Raw genomic sequence first — 16,455 nt, forward strand, 5'->3', positions numbered from 1 at the left:
GGAGGCAAGACGACATGAGCGAGACCAAGTCCCTGATGCACGCCGAGGTCGAGGAGATCCCGGCTGCAGCGAAGCGGTTCCTGACCGAGTCGCGCGACAACGTGGTGGCGGCGGGCGCGGCGATGCGGGCGGCCGACCCGCGGGTGCTGGTGACGGTGGCGCGCGGGTCCTCCGACCACGCGGCGACGTACCTGAAGTACGCCGTCGAGCTCGTCGCCGGGGTGCCGGTCGCCTCGGTGGGGCCGTCGGTCGCCTCGATCTACGGGCGGACGTTGAAGCTCGACGGGGCGGCGTGCCTCGGCATCTCGCAGTCGGGCAAGAGCCCCGACATCGTCGAGATGATGAAGAGCGCCGGCGCCGGCGGGGCGCTGACGGTGGCGCTCACCAACGTCGCCGACTCGCCGATGGCTGGGGCCTGCGACCACAGCCTGCCGCTCAGGGCGGGCGTCGAGCGCAGCGTCGCGGCCACCAAGACCTTCATCACCTCGGTGCTGGCGGCGCTGGCGCTGGTGGCCGAGTGGCGCGAGGACGACGACCTGCGCGCGGCGGTGGCGGCGCTGCCCGACCAGTTCGCCGCGGCGCTCGCCTGCGACTGGACGCCGCTCGCCGAGCGGCTGGTGCGGGCGAACTCGGCCTTCGTGCTCGGACGCGGCCCGGGCTTCGCCATTGCCAACGAGATGGCGCTGAAGTTCAAGGAAACGAGCGGCATCCACGCCGAGAGCTACTCGGCGGCGGAGGTCCTGCACGGGCCGGCGGCGCTGGTCCAGGCGGGCTTCCCGGTGCTGGCGCTCGGGGTCGACGACGCGGCGCTGCCGCAGGTCATGGCCACCGCCGACCGGCTGGCGGGGCAGGGGGCCGACGTGTTCCTGACCGCGAAGGGCGCGGGCGGCGCGGTCAAGGTGCTGCCCTCGGTCGAGGGCGTGCACGCGCTGACCGCGCCGCTGGTGCTGGCGGCGTCGTTCTATCGCTTCATCGAGGCGCTGGCGCGGCGGCGCGGCTTCAACCCCGATACGCCGCCGCATCTGCGCAAGGTGACGGAGACGGTGTGAGCGCGGCGCAGGATCAGGCAGGACAGCGAGATGAGCGCAGCCACGGCAGTGACCGTCTTTACCGGCGCGGCGGTCTTCGACGGCGACCGGCTCCACGAGGATGCCGCCCTCGTCGTCGAGGACGGGCGGATCACGGCGATCGTTCCTGCGGCCGAAGCCCCCGATGGCGCGCGGGTCGAGCTCGACGGCGGAACGCTTGCCCCGGGGTTCATCGACATCCAGGTGAACGGCGGTGCCGGCATCCTCCTGAACGACAAGCCCGACGTGGAGGGGATCGCGGCGATCTGCGCGGCGCATGGCCGGCTCGGCACCACCGGGCTCCTGCCGACGCTGATTACCGACACTCCGCAGGCGACGCGCGCGACCATCGAGGCCGGGGTCACCGCGGCGGGGAGCGTGCCGGGCTTCCTCGGGCTGCACCTCGAGGGGCCGCACCTCGACCTCCGGCGCAAGGGCGCGCACGATCCTCGGCTGATCCGGCCGATGACGCCGGACGATCTCGACATGCTGTGCGACGCCGCGGCCCGCCTGCCGGCGCTCGTCGTCACGCTGGCGCCGGCCAGCGCCACGGCCGAGCAGGTCGCGGCACTCGTGGAGGCGAGAGCCATCGTCAGCCTCGGGCATTCCGAAGCCACCCTCGCCGAAGCGCGGGCGCTGTTCGGCGCCGGAGCGCGCATGGTGACGCATCTCTTCAACGCCATGAGCCAGCTCGGCAACCGCGAGCCGGGGCTGGTCGGGGCGACGCTCGACGACGCGGGCGTCTCCGCCGGGCTGATCGCTGACGGCATCCACGTCGCACCGGAATCGATGCGCGCGGCGCTCGCCGCGAAGCGGGGTACCGACAGCGTGTTTCTGGTCACCGACGCCATGGCGCCTGCCGGCACCGACATCACCGAGTTCACGCTGAACGGGCGGCGCATCCTGCGGCGCGACGGCCGGCTGACGCTCGAGGACGGCACCCTCGCCGGGGCGGACGTCGACTTTCCCGGCGTCATCCGGGTGATGGTGCGGGACGTCGGGCTGACGCTGCCGGAGACGCTGCGCATGGCGACCTATGCTCCGGCGGCGGCGCTCCGTGCCACCGACCGGATGGGCCGCCTCGCGCCGGGGCTCGCCGCCGACCTCGTGCATCTCGACGCCGACCTCGCGCTCGGGGGCGTCTGGCGCGGCGGCGCGCCGCTGGACTGAGCCGGCAACGCGCCCTCCGGGCGTGCCTTCAGAGAAGTTCGCGCGGCGGAGTGATGCCGCCGACCAACCAATTGCGTCAAAAAGGAGAATACGATGCCTCGTCCATGAAGTCCCTGACTGCGCTCGGTCTCGTCCTGGCGCTCGGCTGGGCTGCCCCGGCGCTTGCGGATGACGTTTCGCTGACTTGGGAGGAGCTGCCCCCGGTTCCGGCCAACGCCAGCACCTGGAACGACGCCATCCCGGTCGGCGAGACCTGGTGGCGGCAGCTCGGGCTCGCCGGCCCGATCACCGGCGTGCATGGCGACTATCTCCTCGTCGGCGGCGGTGCCAACTTCCCCGAGCCGGGCAAGACGTCGAACGAGGCCACCACCCTCGGCAAGGTCTATTGGAACGAGCTCTTCGTCCTCGACCTCGCCAAGGAGACACCCACCTCGTCAAGCTCACGTTCAGGGGGCTGCCGGGCATCCCGGTCTATCTCAAGGCCGAGAGCACCCCTCCGACCGGCAGCCTCAAGCACCGGCTGGCGCGGTCGCTGTTCCTCTACGGCATCTGCAACGGCCGCATCGGCCCCGGAACGACGCTGGTCGAAGCCTCGTCGGGCTCCACCGCGGTGTCCGAGGCGTACTTCGCGGAGCTTCTCGGCCTGCCCTTCGTCGCCGTCATGCCGCGCTCGACGAGCGGCCAGAAGATCGCGGCGATCGAACGCTTCGGCGGCACCTGCCGCTTCGTCGACCACGCCGGCGAGGTGTACGCCATCGTCGAGCGCCTCGCCGGGGAGGCCGGCGGCCACTACCTCGACCAGTTCACCAACGCCGAGCGGGCGACCGACTGGCGCGGCTACAACAAAATCGCCCAGAGCATCTTCGAGCTGATGGAGGCCGAGGCCGAGCCGGTGCCGGAATGGGTGGTGATGAGCGCAGGCACCGGCGGCACCTCGGCGACCATCGGCCGCTACCTGCGCTACCGCAATCTCGCGACCCGGCTCTGCGTGGTGGACGTCGAAGGCTCCGCCTTCTACGACGCCTGGAAGAGCGGCGACCGCGGCTTCATCACTCCCGGCAGCCGGATCGAGGGCATCGGCCGCCCCAGCGTCGAGCCGTCGTTCCTGCCCGAAGTCATCGACCATATGATCCGCGTGCCCGACGCCGCCTCGATCGCGGCGGCGCACGTCCTCTCGGAGCGGCTGTTCCGCCGGGTCGGCTGCTCCACCGGCACGAACTTCTTCGGGCTGCTCTCGATCGCCGCCCGGATGGCGCGGGAAGGGCGGGCCGGGGCGCTCGTCACGCTGATCTGCGACAGCGGCGACCGGTACGCGTCGACCTACTACGACAGCGGATGGCTGGCGAGGAACGGCCTCGAAATCCAACCCTGGCGCGACCGTATCGAGGATTTTCTCGACCATGGCCGGGCTGCCTGACGTCGATCGCCAGTGGCGTCAGCGCGGCACCGACTGCTCCACCTCCACCTCGCGGCGCTCGCGGGCGGCGCGGAGGGCCGCCTCGATGCAGGCGACGACGTGCAGCCCGTCCTCGCCGGTGACGGGCGGCGGTGAGCCTGCCCGCACCGCCTCCGCGAACGCCTGCCACTGCCGCTCGAGGGCGCGCCCGGCGATGTCGTCCTCGTACGAGGCAGGCACCGCTTGCCACCGCTGGCCGCGGCCGAGCTCGACGCCGCTGAAGAAGTCGACCCTCAGCACGCCTTCGTCGCAGACGATCTCGTCGCCGGAGATGAACGCGCCGTCGCGATAGCCGATGCTCGCCACCTGCCCGGCGGCGTCCTCGCCGAAGCGGAGGAGGAGGAGCGCGCTGTCGTCGGCTTTCTGATCGTGGAAGGCGGTGGCGGTGACGGCGCTCACATGGGTCGGCCGTCGCCCGGCGAGACCGATCAGCCGGTCGAGCGCATGGATGCCCGCGGTGAACAGCATCCCCCCGCCGCGCTCCGGGTCGAGGTGCCAGTCGCGGCGGTTCTCCTCCATCCAGAGCTTGATCATCCGGCTGGAGCCGAAGCGCATCCGTCCGATCTCGCCGCTCTCGACGATCCGCCGCGCCGCGAGGAAGGGCAGGGTGAAGCGCATGGTGTGGCCGGGCATCAGCGTCACCCCGGCGGCATCGGCGGCAGCGAGGATGCGCCGGCACTCGGCGACGGTCGGCGCGAGCGGCTTCTCGAGCATGACGTGCCTGCCCGAGCCGGCGGCGGCGATGGCCACCTCGGCGTGCAGTTGGTGCGGCAGGGCGACGACGACCGCGTCGATCCCGGGATCGGCGAGCAGGTCGCGATAGTCGCGATAGCCCTTGCAGCCGAACCCGGCGCAGAACGCCGCGAGCCCGGCCTCGTCGTTGCGGCAGGCGGCGACGAGCCGCGCGTCGTCGACCGCTGCGAGCGCCCGCGCATGGGCGGCGCCGAAGTGGCCCGCCCCGATGATCCCGACCCGCAGCATCTCAGCCACCTCCGGCATAGCAGCGATCGATGAGGTCCATGGCGCGCCAGTGGTCCATGAGCGAGACGACCGGCCTCCGTCGCGACCTCACCCGATCGATGGTGTCGGCCATCAGCGCATCGTAGCGACGGCCGAGCGGCGTCGCCGCGAGCTCCCGGGTCTCCCCGTCGTCGAGCGTCGCGACCCGCAGCCGGTCGCCGGTGTCGATCAGGGTGGCGTTCTTCGCCGAGACCCGCCACTCGAAGCTGCCGCCCGTCATCGAGGCGAAGGTGTACCCGGCCTCGACGATCCCCATGGCGCCGTCGGCGGCCCGCAGCACGACGAGCGCGTAGTCCTCGACCGGCGTTCCTTGCAGAGGCCGCCCGAACGTGACGTGCTCCACGGCGACGTCCTGTTCCCCGGCCAGTCCGAGGAACGCGTCAACCCCGTGAAGCCCCAGGTTGCGCAGGGCCCCTCCGCCGCTGACCGCGGCGTCGAGCACCCACCCGCAGCCATCCTTCACGTATCGCTCCGGCGGGCCGTTAATCAGGCAGAAGCGGGAATGCGAGAGGGCGCCGAGACGACCGGCCTGTCCGAGCACGCGGACCTCGCCGGGCAACGGCCCGACCCGGTGGGCGAGCGCGACGGCGACGAAGGCGCCCGCGCGCTCCGCCGCTTCGGCCAAGGGCCGCAGCACGGCACCGGAGACGCCGACCGGCTTCTCGACCAGCACCGGCAGTTGTTCGCCGACGAAGCGTCCCGCCAGAGCCATCATCTCGGCCGGACGCCCCATGACCACCGCCAGATCCGGCCGCAACGCCAGCGCCTCGTCAATGGTTTCGACAGCCGGGCAGCGATGTGCCGAGGCGAATTCGGTCGCACGTTCGGACGCCGGATCCCACGCCGCAACGATCTCGGCATCGGCGACTCGCGCCGCTGCGGCGTGCATCCCGGCATGCCAGTGACCGACGCCGAAAAGCGCGAGCTTCACCTTCCCCCCGCAAAAACGCGCTCACATGGTAATGGCGGCGTGACGGGTCGTCCAGCGAGCGCCTCGCCGCTGTAGTCACCGATCCGAAGCTGTTGTAGCCGGGGACGAGGCGGCACAGGATGGTTGGAACGGCATGTGCAGGGACGGTCCCATCGAAGAATTGGCGGGGCGGCTCAAGCAATGCCTGGTCGAGCGTGGCCTTCAGCCGATTTGGATCAGCATCCGGGACGAGATCGCAGCAGCCATTGCCGAAGGTCTGATCCGGCCCGGCATGCCGATGCCGAGCGAACGCCTTCTCGCGAACGAACTCGGGGTCTCGCGGATGACGCTCCGCCGCGCCCTCGGCGCACTGAGCGAGGACGGCCTCGTGGCACGCCAGCAGGGCGCCCGGACGGCCGTGGCGCGCAGACTGGAGAAGTCGGTCTCGCGACTGGTCGGCTTCTCCGAGGACATGCGGGCGCGTGGCCGGACGCCCGGGGCGGTCCTGATCGCCAGCACGGTGGCGAGACCGACCAAGGCCGAGATGGCAGCGCTCGGGCTGGAAGGGGATGCGAGCGTGGTGCGCATCGAGCGCGTGCGTCTGGCCGACCTGGAGCCTGTCGCCATCGAGCGCGCGGTGCTCCCTGCGGCGATCCTCCCCGATCCGTCCATGGTCGGCGAGTCGCTCTATGCCGCGCTCGACGCCCTGGGTATGCGGCCGGTGCGCGGGAGCGAGCGGTTCCGCGCCGTGGTGGCTCTGCCGCGGGATGTGCGCCACCTGTGCTGCGCGCCCGGCGCTCCCCTCCTCAGCATCGAAAGGCGCTGCTTCGCCGCGGCGGGCGTCCCCGTCGAATTCACCGAAACCCGCTATCTCGGCGAGGCGTACGACTTTACCGTGGATCTCATCCGCTAGACCAGTCAAATACCAGTTTGCAGGCGAAGCCTTTCGTGGCATTACCCTCATGGGGAGGAAAGCCGATGCTCGACAGACTGAGGGGCAAGCTCGTCGTCTCGTGCCAGCCCGTTCCCGACGGGCCGATGGATCGGCCGGAGATCGTCGCGGCGTTCGCGCTGGCCGCCCTCGCAGGCGGCGCGGCGGGCCTTCGGATCGAGGGGGTGGCGAACGTCGTTGCCGTACGTGCCGCGACGGACGCGCCGATCATCGGGATCATCAAGCGCGACCTCGACGACTCTCCCGTGCGAATCACGCCGTATCTCGAGGACGTCGACGCGCTCGCCGACGCGGGCGCGGACATCATTGCCGTGGACGCCACCCTGCGACCGCGCCCGGTCGCGGTGCAGCCATTGATCGAGCGCATCGCCGCGCGCGGGCTGATCGCCATGGCCGACTGCGCGACCGCCGAGGAGGGCCAGGCGGCGCACGACGCCGGGGCATCCGTACTCGGCAGCACCATGTCCGGCTACACCGGGGGCGACGTGCCGGCCGAACCCGACTACGAGCTGGTGGCGGCGCTCGGGCGCGTCGGCGGCTTCGTCGTGGCCGAGGGGCGCTATCACCGGCCCGAGCAGGCCGCGCGCGCCCGGACGCTCGGGGCGGACACGGTGGTGGTGGGGTCGGCCATCACGCGAACCGAGCACGTGACGAGCTGGTTCGTTCAGGCGTTGGCGGAGGGGAATCGCAAGGATGGCTGAGTCGGTTCTGGTCCTCGACGTGGGAGGGACCAAGACGCTCGCGGCCCTGGTGCGCGGCGCCGAAGTGCTCGCGGAAGCGCGGGTGCCGACCGACGCCACGGCGAGCCCCGACGTCTGGATCGACGCCGCCGGCCGCGAGGCCCAAGCCTGGGCGGGACGCTTCGACCGGGTCGTCGCCGCCGTCACCGGCATCGTCGCGGACGGCCGCTGGTCGGCGCTCAACCCCGGCACGCTGGCCATTCCGGACGGCTTCCCGCTCGAAGAGCGGCTGCGCACCCGTTTCTGCGTCCCCGCCGTCGCGCTCAACGACGCGCAGGCCGCCGCGTGGGGCGAATACCGGCACGGCGCCGGGCAGGGCGCGGACATGGTCTTCGTCACGGTTTCCACGGGCGTCGGCGGTGGCATCGTCCTCGGCGGGCGGCTCGTGCGCGGCCGCGGGGGGCTCGCGGGCCACTTCGGCATCGCCTACCCCCTCCCCGAGGACAGCGCGTTCGCCCACGTCGAGGACGGCATCGCCGGCCGCTGGGTCGCGGCCGAGGCCGCGCGCGAGGGGCACGGGCTGGACGCGCGCGGGGTATTCGAAGCCGCCGGGAGGGGAGAGGCGTGGGCGGAGGCGCTCCTGTCGCGACAGGCGCACCGCGCGTCGCGCCTCCTCGCCAACATCCAGCTCGCGATCGCGCCCGACGTTATCGTCGTGGGCGGCGGCATCGGGCTTGCCGACGGATACCTGGCGCGCCTCGAGGCGGCGCTCGCGTCGACGCCCCCCGTCCGTCGGCCACGGCTCGTCGCCGCGGCACTGGGAACCCGGGCGGGCCTCGTTGGCGCGGCTGACATCGCGAAACAGGATGCGGTTTAGAGGGAGAGACTCGCATGCAAGCAAAGACACTGTCGGCCACGCTCGCCTTCCTTGCCCTCGCGACACCGGGGCTGGCCGAGGTTACGGTCCTCGGGTGGCCGGGCGGCCCGGAAGAAATCGCGCTCCGCGCGGCGGCCGAGGCGTACAATGCCCGGGAAGGGCTTCCCGAAGAGGATCGCGTAGCGCTCCTCTTCACCTCGCGTGATGGATTCTACGACAAGCTCGCCGCCGATCTCGCGGCGGGCACCACCGCGTTCGACGCTCAGCAGATCGCGACTTACTCGATCGGCCGCTACGCGCCCTTCATGACGCCTGTGGATCTCGGTCCCGATGCGGCCACGACCTTCGGCGACTCCGTGCTCGCCACGATGCAGTTTGACGGCAAGCAGTACGGCGTGCCCACCGACCTGTCCCTGCACTTCCTCTATTATCGGACCGATCTCGTTGACGCACTGCTGAAGGACGCGGATGCCTCCAAGCGCTATGCCGAGATCGCACAGAAGTACCTCGGCGAAGCCCTGACCCCGAAGGCGCCCGACGAGTGGACGTGGCGCGACTGGGCGGCGACGGCGCTCTATTTCACCAAAGGCGTCAACCCCGACAGCCCGACGCGCTACGGCACCGTGCTGCAGATGAAGAACCTGCTCTTCAACATCATGGTGTTCCAGTCGCTTCCCCGCGCCTATGGCGGCGACTGGACCGACGAGGTGGGCAAGGTGACCGTCGATTCCGAGGCCTACCGGACCGGCCTCGATCTCTACAAGATGCTCTACGACGCCGGCGCCACGCCGCCCGACTCCACCGGCTACGAATTTGCCGAAGCCAATGCCGCCTATGCGTCCGGGCAGGTGGCGACGATGGTGCAGTGGAACGCCGCCGCGGCCGAGCTCACCGATCCCGAGAAGGCGCCGGTGGTGGCCGCCGTCACCGCCACCATCGCGCCTCCCGCCGGCCCGGCGGGCCGCTTCACCCATGTCCACAGCCTCGGCCTCGGGCTGAACGCGGCCTCCACGCACAAGGAGGGCGCGCAGCGCTTCCTCCAGTGGCTCGCCACCCCCGAGGCGATGGCGACCTACGCGCGCGCCGGCGGCGCTCCGGGACTTACTGGCGCGGCCCTCGAAGCTGTGGTCGGTGAACGACCCGACCTCGCGCCGCTTGGCGAGTACGCAAGCCAGTACGGCTACGTCATGCGGGGCGGCACCAGCGCCAATGCACTCGCGATCTACCAGCTCCAGGCGGCCGAGTTCACCGGCTACTGGGCGGGCACCCAGAGCCTCGACCAGGCCCTCGCCAACACGACCAAGGGCATGACCGGGTTCCTCGCCGGGAAGTGACGTTCCGCACCTGAACCGGGCGCCTGCGCGGGAGCTTCCCCCGCGCGGGCGCGCCACACGGCGGGAGGACCGACATGATGGCTCCGAAGACGCGGGAAAACCGGCTGCTGGCAACACCGCTGGTGCTCTATCTCCTGCTGCTACTCGGGTTTCCCTCCCTTCTCAACGTCTTCTACAGTCTTTCCGACGTGACCTTCGAGACCCTGCGCACCCCGCGCCTTTCGGGTTTCGGCAACTTCGCCGCGGTGCTTTCCGACCCGGCGTTCTGGCGCGCAGTCTGGTTCTCCCTGCGGTTCGGCGTGCTGACCGCCACAGTCGAGGTGGCGCTCGGGCTCTTCCTCGCGGTGTTCCTGTCGCCGCTCCTGCAGGCAAGGCCGTGGCTGCTCGCGCTGCTCACGCTGCCGATAATGATCGCGCCCGCGATGATGGGCCTGATGTACCGTCTGGTGCTCCACGAGTTCGTCGGGCCGCTGCCCTACTACCTCTTCGAGTGGTTCGGCAATTCGCCCGCCTTCCTGAGCCCCGGCTGGGTGTTCTGGACCGTTTGCGTGATCGAGATCCTCCAGTGGACGCCGTTCGCGCTCCTCCTCTTCCACCTCGCCTATTCCTCAATCCCCGCTGACGTCCGTGAGGCCGCGCGCATGGACGGGGCGCGGGGCTGGCGCACCTTCCGCCGGGTGGAGCTGCCGATGCTGATGCCGACGCTGGCGCTCGCCGCGGTGATCCGGCTCATCGACGGCATCCGGGTCTTCGACAACATCTACGTGCTGGTCGGCGCGGGCCCGGGCGGGTCCACGACCTCGCTGCCGATCTACATCTACACGTCGTTCTTCCGCGGCGGTTCCCTCGGACCGGCGCTCGCGGCCTCCGTGCTCTTCGCGCTCGCGGCCTTCGCGGGACTTTTCCTCGCGCTCCGCGCCGCCGACCGGAGGGCAGGGGCATGAACGCCCTCCGCTGGGCGGTGCTCGTCATCGCCGTCCTCGTCATGAACATGCCGGTCATCGTGACCATCGTGACATCGCTCAAGCCGCCCGCGGAGATCATGTCGAATCCGGGGCTGATCGTGCAGTCGCCGACGCTCGCCAACTACGCCACCGTCGTCACGGTCAGCGACCGCCTCAACGTCTGGGCCTACCTGACCAACAGCGTCATCGCCGCGCTCATCGGCTCGCTCCTGCCGCTCGCGCTCTGCCTGCCGTTCGCCTTCGCCGCGGCGCGGCGCGGCTTCGGGCGCCGGTTGCTCTTGCCGCTGGTGGTGAACCTCCGCGCGCTGCCGCTCATCATCTTCGCGATCCCGATCTATCTCATGTATCAGGCCGTGGGCCTGCTCGACACGCGGATCGGCCTCGGGCTCGTGCTCGCCGTCGTGAACCTGCCGCTGACCATGCTCATCCTGCTCAACGCGATCGCGGAGATCCCCCGCGAGCTCGACGAGGCCGCCGCCATGGACGGCGCGCGGACCGGCCGGCTCATCGCGCGCATCATCCTTCCGACCGTGCGGCCCGCGCTCGCCACCGCCTTCGTCTTCGGCTTCATCACCGCGTGGAACGAGTTCCTGTTCGGGTTGATTCTGACCACCCAGCACGCCGTGCCGATGACAGTCGGCGCGTCGTTCTTCTTCGCCACCGGCGGCGGCGGGGTGCAGTGGGGCGTCGCGGCGGCGGTGATCGTGGTGGCGAGCCTGCCGCCCGTCATCCTCGGGCTCGCCATGTACAAGCAGATCGGCCGCGCCATGGTGGCCGGCGCGGTGAAGGGCTGAAGCGACGGAACCGAACTGACGCGAGGGGAAAAGCCAATGGGACGGCTGGCGCTTGAGGGTGTGAAGAAGTCGTTCGGCGGCGTGGACGTGATCCGCGGCGTCGACCTCGCCATCCGCGACGGCGAGTTCGTGGTGATGGTCGGCCCGTCCGGCTGTGGAAAATCCACGCTCCTGCGGCTCATCGCCGGGCTCGAGCCGGTGACGGCCGGCCGCATCGAGATCGACGGGCGCGACGTGACCGCGCTCGAGCCGGTGGACCGCCGCCTCGCCATGGTGTTCCAGAGTTACGCCCTCTACCCGCACATGACGGTGCGCGGAAACATGGCCTTCGGCCTCGAGACCGCGCGGGTGCCGAAGCCGGAGATTGACGCCAAGGTGGCCGAGGCGGCGCGCATCCTGGCGCTGGAGCCGCTGCTCGACCGGTTGCCCAAGCAGCTCTCGGGCGGCCAGCGCCAGCGCGTTGCGATCGGCCGCGCGATCGTTCGCGATCCCGTGGCCTTCCTCTTCGACGAGCCGCTGTCGAACCTCGACGCCGCCCTTCGCGTCCAGACCCGCCACGAGATCGCCAAGCTGCACCGGAGCCTCGGCCGCACCGCCGTCTATGTCACCCACGACCAGGTCGAGGCGATGACCCTCGCCGACCGGATCGTGGTCATGGACGCGGGCTCGGTGCGCCAGTTCGACACGCCGGAGGCGCTCTACCACCGGCCCGCCGACCTCTTCGTGGCGCAGTTTATCGGCAGCCCGAAGATGAACGTCCTTCCCGCCCGGGCCGCGGACGGCGGCGTGTCGATCCTCGGGGGACCGCCCGTTGCCGTGCCGCTCCCTTCGCGGGGGCGCGCGCCGACGCAACTGGGGGTCAGGCCCGAACATCTGGAGTTCGCCGCGCCGGAGGCGGGGGCGTTGACCGGAACCGTGTCGGATGTCGAGTACCTGGGCGCCGACTCGATCGTCTTCGTGGCGCATGCCGAGGGCACCGAAGTCACCCTCCGCGTCCCAGGCCGCGCCCCCGTCCGTGTAGGCGAGGCAGTGGGTGTCGCCATATCTCCCGCCGCCGTCCATCTCTTCGATGGAGAGGGCCGCGCGCTGGCGGGTGGCGAGAGGTAAGGCAAGCATCCGGTGGCGCCCCTCTCTCGGCTTTCGATCCAGCCCGATCCTCCGCGGAAGCGCGCGCCTGCCGCCTGCTTTGCAATATAGGAGGCGCATGAACGCAGAGACTTCGGACGAGATCGCCATCCACTGGTTCCGCCGCGATCTGCGGCTCGCGGACAACCCGCTCTCGCGGCCGCCGCGGCACTGTGGTTCCGGTCGTCGTGCTCGATCCCGAGACCGAGGCCTTGGGGGCGGCCAGCCGGTGGCGGTTGGGACTGGCACTCGTCGAGCACCTTGCGGAGAGTCTCGAGAAAGCCGGGAGCCGGCTCGTTCTTCGCCGCGAGCGGGCGGAGGAAGCGTTGCCGGCCCTCATGCGAGAGACCGGCGCCACCGAGGCGATCACGGTCTCGTAGGTCCCCCGATCGCGGATCGAATGCGCCTGACTTCATGCCTGGAAGTCGGGCTGCCAAGTGAGGTGGGCATCCGCAAAGGCAGCGATCGTCTCGCAACGTGCCCTGAGAGCGTGGAGCTGCGGGTAGCGAGTCGTGTCGACGCCGAAGCGCTCGGCCGAGCACATACCCGGCGCATCGCCGAAGGCAAAGGCACCCTTCCTCTCCCTGCCGAGCATGGCTTCGCAGGCGTTGAGGCCGGGGGTGATCCAGTGCCGGCACCAGGTGTCGAGGCCGTCCTGGTCCTGCCCAAACGTCTTCTTCAGGTAGCGAAGTACCCGCAGATTCTGCAGCGGGTGGATGTCGCAGGCGATCGCTTGGGCAAACGCCCGGGCATGCGCGCGAAGGGTCACGCTCTCCGGCAGCAGCCGCGGCTCGGGATACATCTCGTCTAACCATTCAACAATCGCGATCGACTGGGTCAGCACCGTTCCGTCGTCGGTTTCCAGCGACGGCACCAGCCCCTGCGGGTTCAGCGCAAGGTAGCTCTAAGAGCGCTGGTCCCCCCGGCGAAGATGGACGGAATGGGTTTCGTAGCCGAGACCCTTGAGGTTTAGGGCGATGCGAAGGCGATGCGCCGCTGAGCTGAGGAAAAAGCCATTCAGGACCATCCAGGCCTCTCACAAATCGTCCCGGTCGGACATCAAGGGGTAGGTGACGGGCGCGCAGCGGGTCAACCGCGCTTCAGGTGCCTCCACACTTGCTCGCTTTCGCTTCGAGGCGTTTTGGCTGACAATTGATCCGCCGAGTGCGTGACGCGACGCTCTTCGGCGACCACCACATGCACGGGCCGCGCCTTTACACCCTGCTGAAGACCATCACCACCCGCTGGCCCACCGGCTTGCGGGCCGAGGCTGAGTTCATGCCGACGATGGGCTGAAGTCTAGCGGGGGCCCGGAATAGGCTTTGCCAAGGCTGGCAGATGAATCTCTAGGACACCGCGCTGTCCGCCGCGGCGTCCAACTTGGATGATCAGGTCGAGCGTGCGAGCCGCATACTCCAATACATCACTCCGAGTCTGCCGGTTGCCGACTCGCATCACCATCAGCGCTAGTCGCTCTAATGCCAGAACCGGACTGTCCGCATGGATCGTGCTGATCGAGCCAGGATGGCCGGTGTTGATCGCCTCGAGAAAGGCGAGGGCCTCTTCGCCACGCATCTCGCCAAGGATGAGCCGATCAGGTCTCATCCGAAGTGCAGCCACCAACAGCTTAGCTGGCGTCCGCTCCGACGCCTCAATCCGCTCGGCGATCAGTGCCACACTGTTCTCATGCGGCAGATGAAGCTCCCGAGCATCCTCGATGGTCACCAGTCGCTCTGCTGGATGCGCAAGGGACAATAGCGCCCGCGCCACCGTGGTCTTGCCTGACGACGTCCCGCCCGAAACGAGGATGTTCATCCGCTGATCGATGGCCCGCTGGAAAAGCTCGGCGAGCCGCCCGGCCTCGGCCAGTTCCGCGAGCTCCGCGAGCCGCGCGCGCCGCTCGCCTTCGACGCTCACCTGTCGTCCCTCCAGGAACCCGATCTCGCCGACGTCCAGGATCCGCGAGACGTACTTCCGGATCGACAGCGACGCCCCTTCCTCAACCGCCGGCGGCACGACGATCTGCACGCGCAACACCTGGCCGAAGGCGTGCAGGCTCCCCGAGACGATCGGATGCTTCGGCCCCAGCCGATTCATCGTCTCCCCGGCAAGGTGTTTGCTGAGCTGCAACACCTTCCCCTGTGGAAACCTGTGCCCGGTCTTCACCATGTGCTCGGCATCGGCGCGCTCGGCCCAGACTTGGCCGTCGGGATTGATCACCACCTCGTTGACGTCGTCGGCGACGAGCAGCGGCCGGAGTTCCCGGAGATCGTGCTCGGCATGACTGCTGGATGCGAGCCGGGCAGGGGTCTCGCCCATCAAAACACCAGATCTCTATTGACGAAGATGGTGAGCCGGTCGCCCTGGTCGACGTTGATCGTCGGCGGGATGCGCAGGTAGGCGTCGAGCGCCGAGCGCGAGGTCGACTCGAGGTCGCCGCCCATGGCGTCGATCGCGTCGGCGACATCCTCGTCGGTCTCGTCGTCGATGGCGAACTGCGGCCCGAGCGCGAAGATCGAGATCAGCGCCGCCGAGCCGAACCGCTCCCAGAAATGCGTGTCGACATGCCCGGTCTGCCCGCTCCGCCCGAGCGCATCGGCACCGATGCCGCCGAGCGCGACGCTGGTCCCCGCCGGCGTCACCGCCCGGTTCCAGGCGATCAGCGCCCGGCGCTGCGCGATCTTGACGTTGGAGCTGTAGCTGCCGATCAGCCGGGTGCCGCGGGGGAGGAGCGTGGTCGACCCGTCGTAGGAGACGACGTCCTCGGTCAGCACCGCCCGGATCGCGCCGGGGAGATCGGTGTTGATTGCCGTCTCGAGCACGCCTTCGAGGATCGTGCCCTGGACGATGGTCCGCGACGGATCGGCAATCTGCTCGGCGCGCACGGTCTTGTGGGTCTGCTCGGCCGCCGCGGCGAGGAAGCCCTCGTTCTCGGAGAGCCGCCGCCCGCCAGCGCCGCCGGCGGCGGTCTCCCCGCCGTTCACCCCGTCGATCACCACGCCGTTCGAGGCGATCTGCGCCTTGTTGATCGCCTCGCGGCGCTTCCGCTCCTCCTCCATGCGCTTGCGCGCCTCGGCCTCGGCCGCGGCGCCCGTCGGATCGACACCGGCGGTGACCGGGTTCCGGGCGAGGAGCTGCCGGGTGATTTCAGCGCGGAGCTGCGCGGCGTTCTGGTCGAGCATCGCCTGAAGCTCCTCCCGGGTCATCCCGCCGGGCTGGTCGGCAAGCGCCCCCAGCCGCGCCTCCATCTGGTCGAGGCGCAGCTGATCCTCCGGGGTCAGGCCTTGCGCCTTCGGTGGCGCCACCGGCAGCTCGGTCGAGAGTTGCGCGGTGTCGACGCTCTCGCCGCGCGGGACCTCGGTCGAGATGCCGTCGGTGAAGGCGGCCGGCTGCTGCATATCCTGCGGGCGCGAGGTCCCGAAGCCGAAGAGCGAGCGGACCTGCGCCGGGGCGAAGGTCCAGAGCGCGCCGACGACGAGCAGCACGGCGATGAGGATGCCGCCGGCGGTGCGCGGCCCGCGGCCGGGACGGGCCGGCGCCATCCGCCGGCGGATAAGATCGAGACGGGCGAGCTCCTCCTCGCTCTTCTCGGTCATTTCGGGAGACCGGGGATGGCGGAGGCGGGCTGGCTGGTCGCGACGAGATAGCCGGAGCGGAGCGCCTTGGCGCGGCGGCCGCCGGGGACGGTCTTGATGACCCGCCCGTGGGCGACGCAGAGCTCTTCCTCGCCGATCCGGAGCGTCCAGCGGTCGGAGGTGCCCATGACCACTGCGCCGGTCTCGGTCTCGCGAACGTTGATAATGCTCTCGCGGCCCTGCTCGTCGACGCGGAAGATCGCCGGCCGCGGCGCATCGCGCGGAAACTCAAAGGTGGTGCGCCGGCCATCGTCATAGACCGCCACGGGGCGGAACTTCGTCGCGGCACCGGCAACATAGTAGTTCGGATCGCGCGGCCGCGCCTGCTCGACCTGACGGCTCGCCACCTTCGCCCGCTCGCGTTCGGGGTATCGGAAACCGATCCGGTAGCTGAGGGTCGAGGAGCCGGCCGGGATCGGCACGGCGCGGAGCTCGAAGGTGTAGGTGTTCTGCGAGGTGTAGACCGTCAT

The 16,455-nt window shown here is 70.1% G+C and carries 18 protein-coding genes; 12 read left to right on the top strand and 6 right to left on the bottom strand.

From position 1 onward, the window contains the following. The first annotated feature begins 14 nt into the window (after positions 1-14). From HNP73_RS21935 to HNP73_RS21945, 3 genes are all read left to right on the top strand, one after another. Positions 15-1,049, top strand: a complete 1,035-nt coding sequence (locus tag HNP73_RS21935) for an SIS domain-containing protein (RefSeq protein WP_184155262.1) — start codon at positions 15-17, stop codon at positions 1,047-1,049. 30 nt (positions 1,050-1,079) lie between these two features. After that, complete coding sequence (gene nagA, locus HNP73_RS21940; RefSeq protein ID WP_184155265.1) at positions 1,080-2,237, top strand: N-acetylglucosamine-6-phosphate deacetylase; 1,158 nt, start codon at positions 1,080-1,082, stop codon at positions 2,235-2,237. 385 nt (positions 2,238-2,622) lie between these two features. Then, a complete protein-coding gene (locus HNP73_RS21945; protein ID WP_184155268.1) occupies positions 2,623-3,654 on the top strand; it encodes a PLP-dependent cysteine synthase family protein in 1,032 nt (343 codons plus the stop codon). An 18-nt stretch (positions 3,655-3,672) separates the two neighbouring features. On the opposite strand, the gene HNP73_RS21950 is transcribed toward HNP73_RS21945, so the two are convergent. Together HNP73_RS21950 and HNP73_RS21955 are read right to left on the bottom strand one after the other, a co-directional pair. Beyond that, positions 3,673-4,674 carry a Gfo/Idh/MocA family protein gene (locus tag HNP73_RS21950; RefSeq protein ID WP_184155271.1) on the bottom strand — a complete coding sequence of 334 codons (1,002 nt, stop codon included), beginning with the start codon at positions 4,672-4,674 and terminating at the stop codon, positions 3,673-3,675. A gap of 1 nt (position 4,675) precedes the next feature. Beyond that, a complete protein-coding gene (locus tag HNP73_RS21955) occupies positions 4,676-5,644 on the bottom strand; it encodes a Gfo/Idh/MocA family protein (RefSeq protein ID WP_184155274.1) in 969 nt (322 codons plus the stop codon). 160 nt (positions 5,645-5,804) lie between these two features. On the opposite strand from HNP73_RS21955, the gene HNP73_RS21960 reads away from it, so the two are divergent. From HNP73_RS21960 to HNP73_RS23800, 8 genes are all read left to right on the top strand, one after another. After that, positions 5,805-6,536, top strand: coding sequence for a GntR family transcriptional regulator (locus HNP73_RS21960; RefSeq protein ID WP_184155277.1), 732 nt, complete (start codon positions 5,805-5,807; stop codon positions 6,534-6,536). Between the two features lie 65 nt (positions 6,537-6,601). After that, on the top strand, positions 6,602-7,276 hold the full coding sequence (locus HNP73_RS21965; RefSeq protein WP_221289028.1) for an N-acetylmannosamine-6-phosphate 2-epimerase: 675 nt from the start codon (positions 6,602-6,604) through the stop codon (positions 7,274-7,276). After that, positions 7,269-8,132, top strand: a complete 864-nt coding sequence (locus tag HNP73_RS21970; protein ID WP_184155280.1) for an ROK family protein — start codon at positions 7,269-7,271, stop codon at positions 8,130-8,132. The genes HNP73_RS21965 and HNP73_RS21970 overlap by 8 nt, the downstream gene beginning before the upstream one ends. Positions 8,133-8,146: 14 nt before the next feature. After that, complete coding sequence (locus HNP73_RS21975; protein WP_184155283.1) at positions 8,147-9,466, top strand: extracellular solute-binding protein; 1,320 nt, start codon at positions 8,147-8,149, stop codon at positions 9,464-9,466. A 74-nt stretch (positions 9,467-9,540) separates the two neighbouring features. Further along, on the top strand, positions 9,541-10,410 hold the full coding sequence (locus HNP73_RS21980) for a carbohydrate ABC transporter permease (RefSeq protein WP_221289031.1): 870 nt from the start codon (positions 9,541-9,543) through the stop codon (positions 10,408-10,410). Then, a complete protein-coding gene (locus HNP73_RS21985; protein ID WP_184155287.1) occupies positions 10,407-11,225 on the top strand; it encodes a carbohydrate ABC transporter permease in 819 nt (272 codons plus the stop codon). The genes HNP73_RS21980 and HNP73_RS21985 overlap by 4 nt, the downstream gene beginning before the upstream one ends. A gap of 36 nt (positions 11,226-11,261) precedes the next feature. After that, positions 11,262-12,332 (top strand): ABC transporter ATP-binding protein, encoded by a 1,071-nt coding sequence (locus tag HNP73_RS21990; RefSeq protein WP_184155290.1) that lies wholly within the window; start codon positions 11,262-11,264, stop codon positions 12,330-12,332. A 191-nt stretch (positions 12,333-12,523) separates the two neighbouring features. After that, positions 12,524-12,730, top strand: a complete 207-nt coding sequence (locus HNP73_RS23800) for a deoxyribodipyrimidine photo-lyase (RefSeq protein WP_343063426.1) — start codon at positions 12,524-12,526, stop codon at positions 12,728-12,730. Between the two features lie 32 nt (positions 12,731-12,762). On the opposite strand, the gene maiA is transcribed toward HNP73_RS23800, so the two are convergent. Next, positions 12,763-13,242 (bottom strand): maleylacetoacetate isomerase, encoded by a 480-nt coding sequence (maiA, locus tag HNP73_RS22000; protein WP_281379331.1) that lies wholly within the window; start codon positions 13,240-13,242, stop codon positions 12,763-12,765. 272 nt (positions 13,243-13,514) lie between these two features. On the opposite strand from maiA, the gene HNP73_RS23805 reads away from it, so the two are divergent. Then, a complete protein-coding gene (locus HNP73_RS23805) occupies positions 13,515-13,646 on the top strand; it encodes a hypothetical protein (protein ID WP_281379327.1) in 132 nt (43 codons plus the stop codon). A 3-nt stretch (positions 13,647-13,649) separates the two neighbouring features. On the opposite strand, the gene HNP73_RS22010 is transcribed toward HNP73_RS23805, so the two are convergent. From HNP73_RS22010 to HNP73_RS22020, 3 genes are all read right to left on the bottom strand, one after another. Beyond that, positions 13,650-14,669 carry an ATPase, T2SS/T4P/T4SS family gene (locus HNP73_RS22010; protein WP_184155293.1) on the bottom strand — a complete coding sequence of 340 codons (1,020 nt, stop codon included), beginning with the start codon at positions 14,667-14,669 and terminating at the stop codon, positions 13,650-13,652. Beyond that, positions 14,669-15,946: a TraB/TrbI/VirB10 family type IV secretion system protein gene (locus HNP73_RS22015; RefSeq protein WP_184155297.1), complete on the bottom strand. Its 1,278-nt coding sequence runs from the start codon at positions 15,944-15,946 to the stop codon at positions 14,669-14,671. Before HNP73_RS22015 ends, HNP73_RS22010 begins: the two co-directional genes overlap by 1 nt. Next, positions 15,943-16,455, bottom strand: a 513-nt coding sequence (locus tag HNP73_RS22020; protein ID WP_184155300.1) for a TrbG/VirB9 family P-type conjugative transfer protein, incomplete at its 5' end; no start/stop codon positions are given. The genes HNP73_RS22015 and HNP73_RS22020, both read right to left, overlap by 4 nt.

The sequence above is a fragment of the Amaricoccus macauensis genome (genome assembly GCF_014201905.1).
GTDB lineage: Bacteria > Pseudomonadota > Alphaproteobacteria > Rhodobacterales > Rhodobacteraceae > Amaricoccus > Amaricoccus macauensis.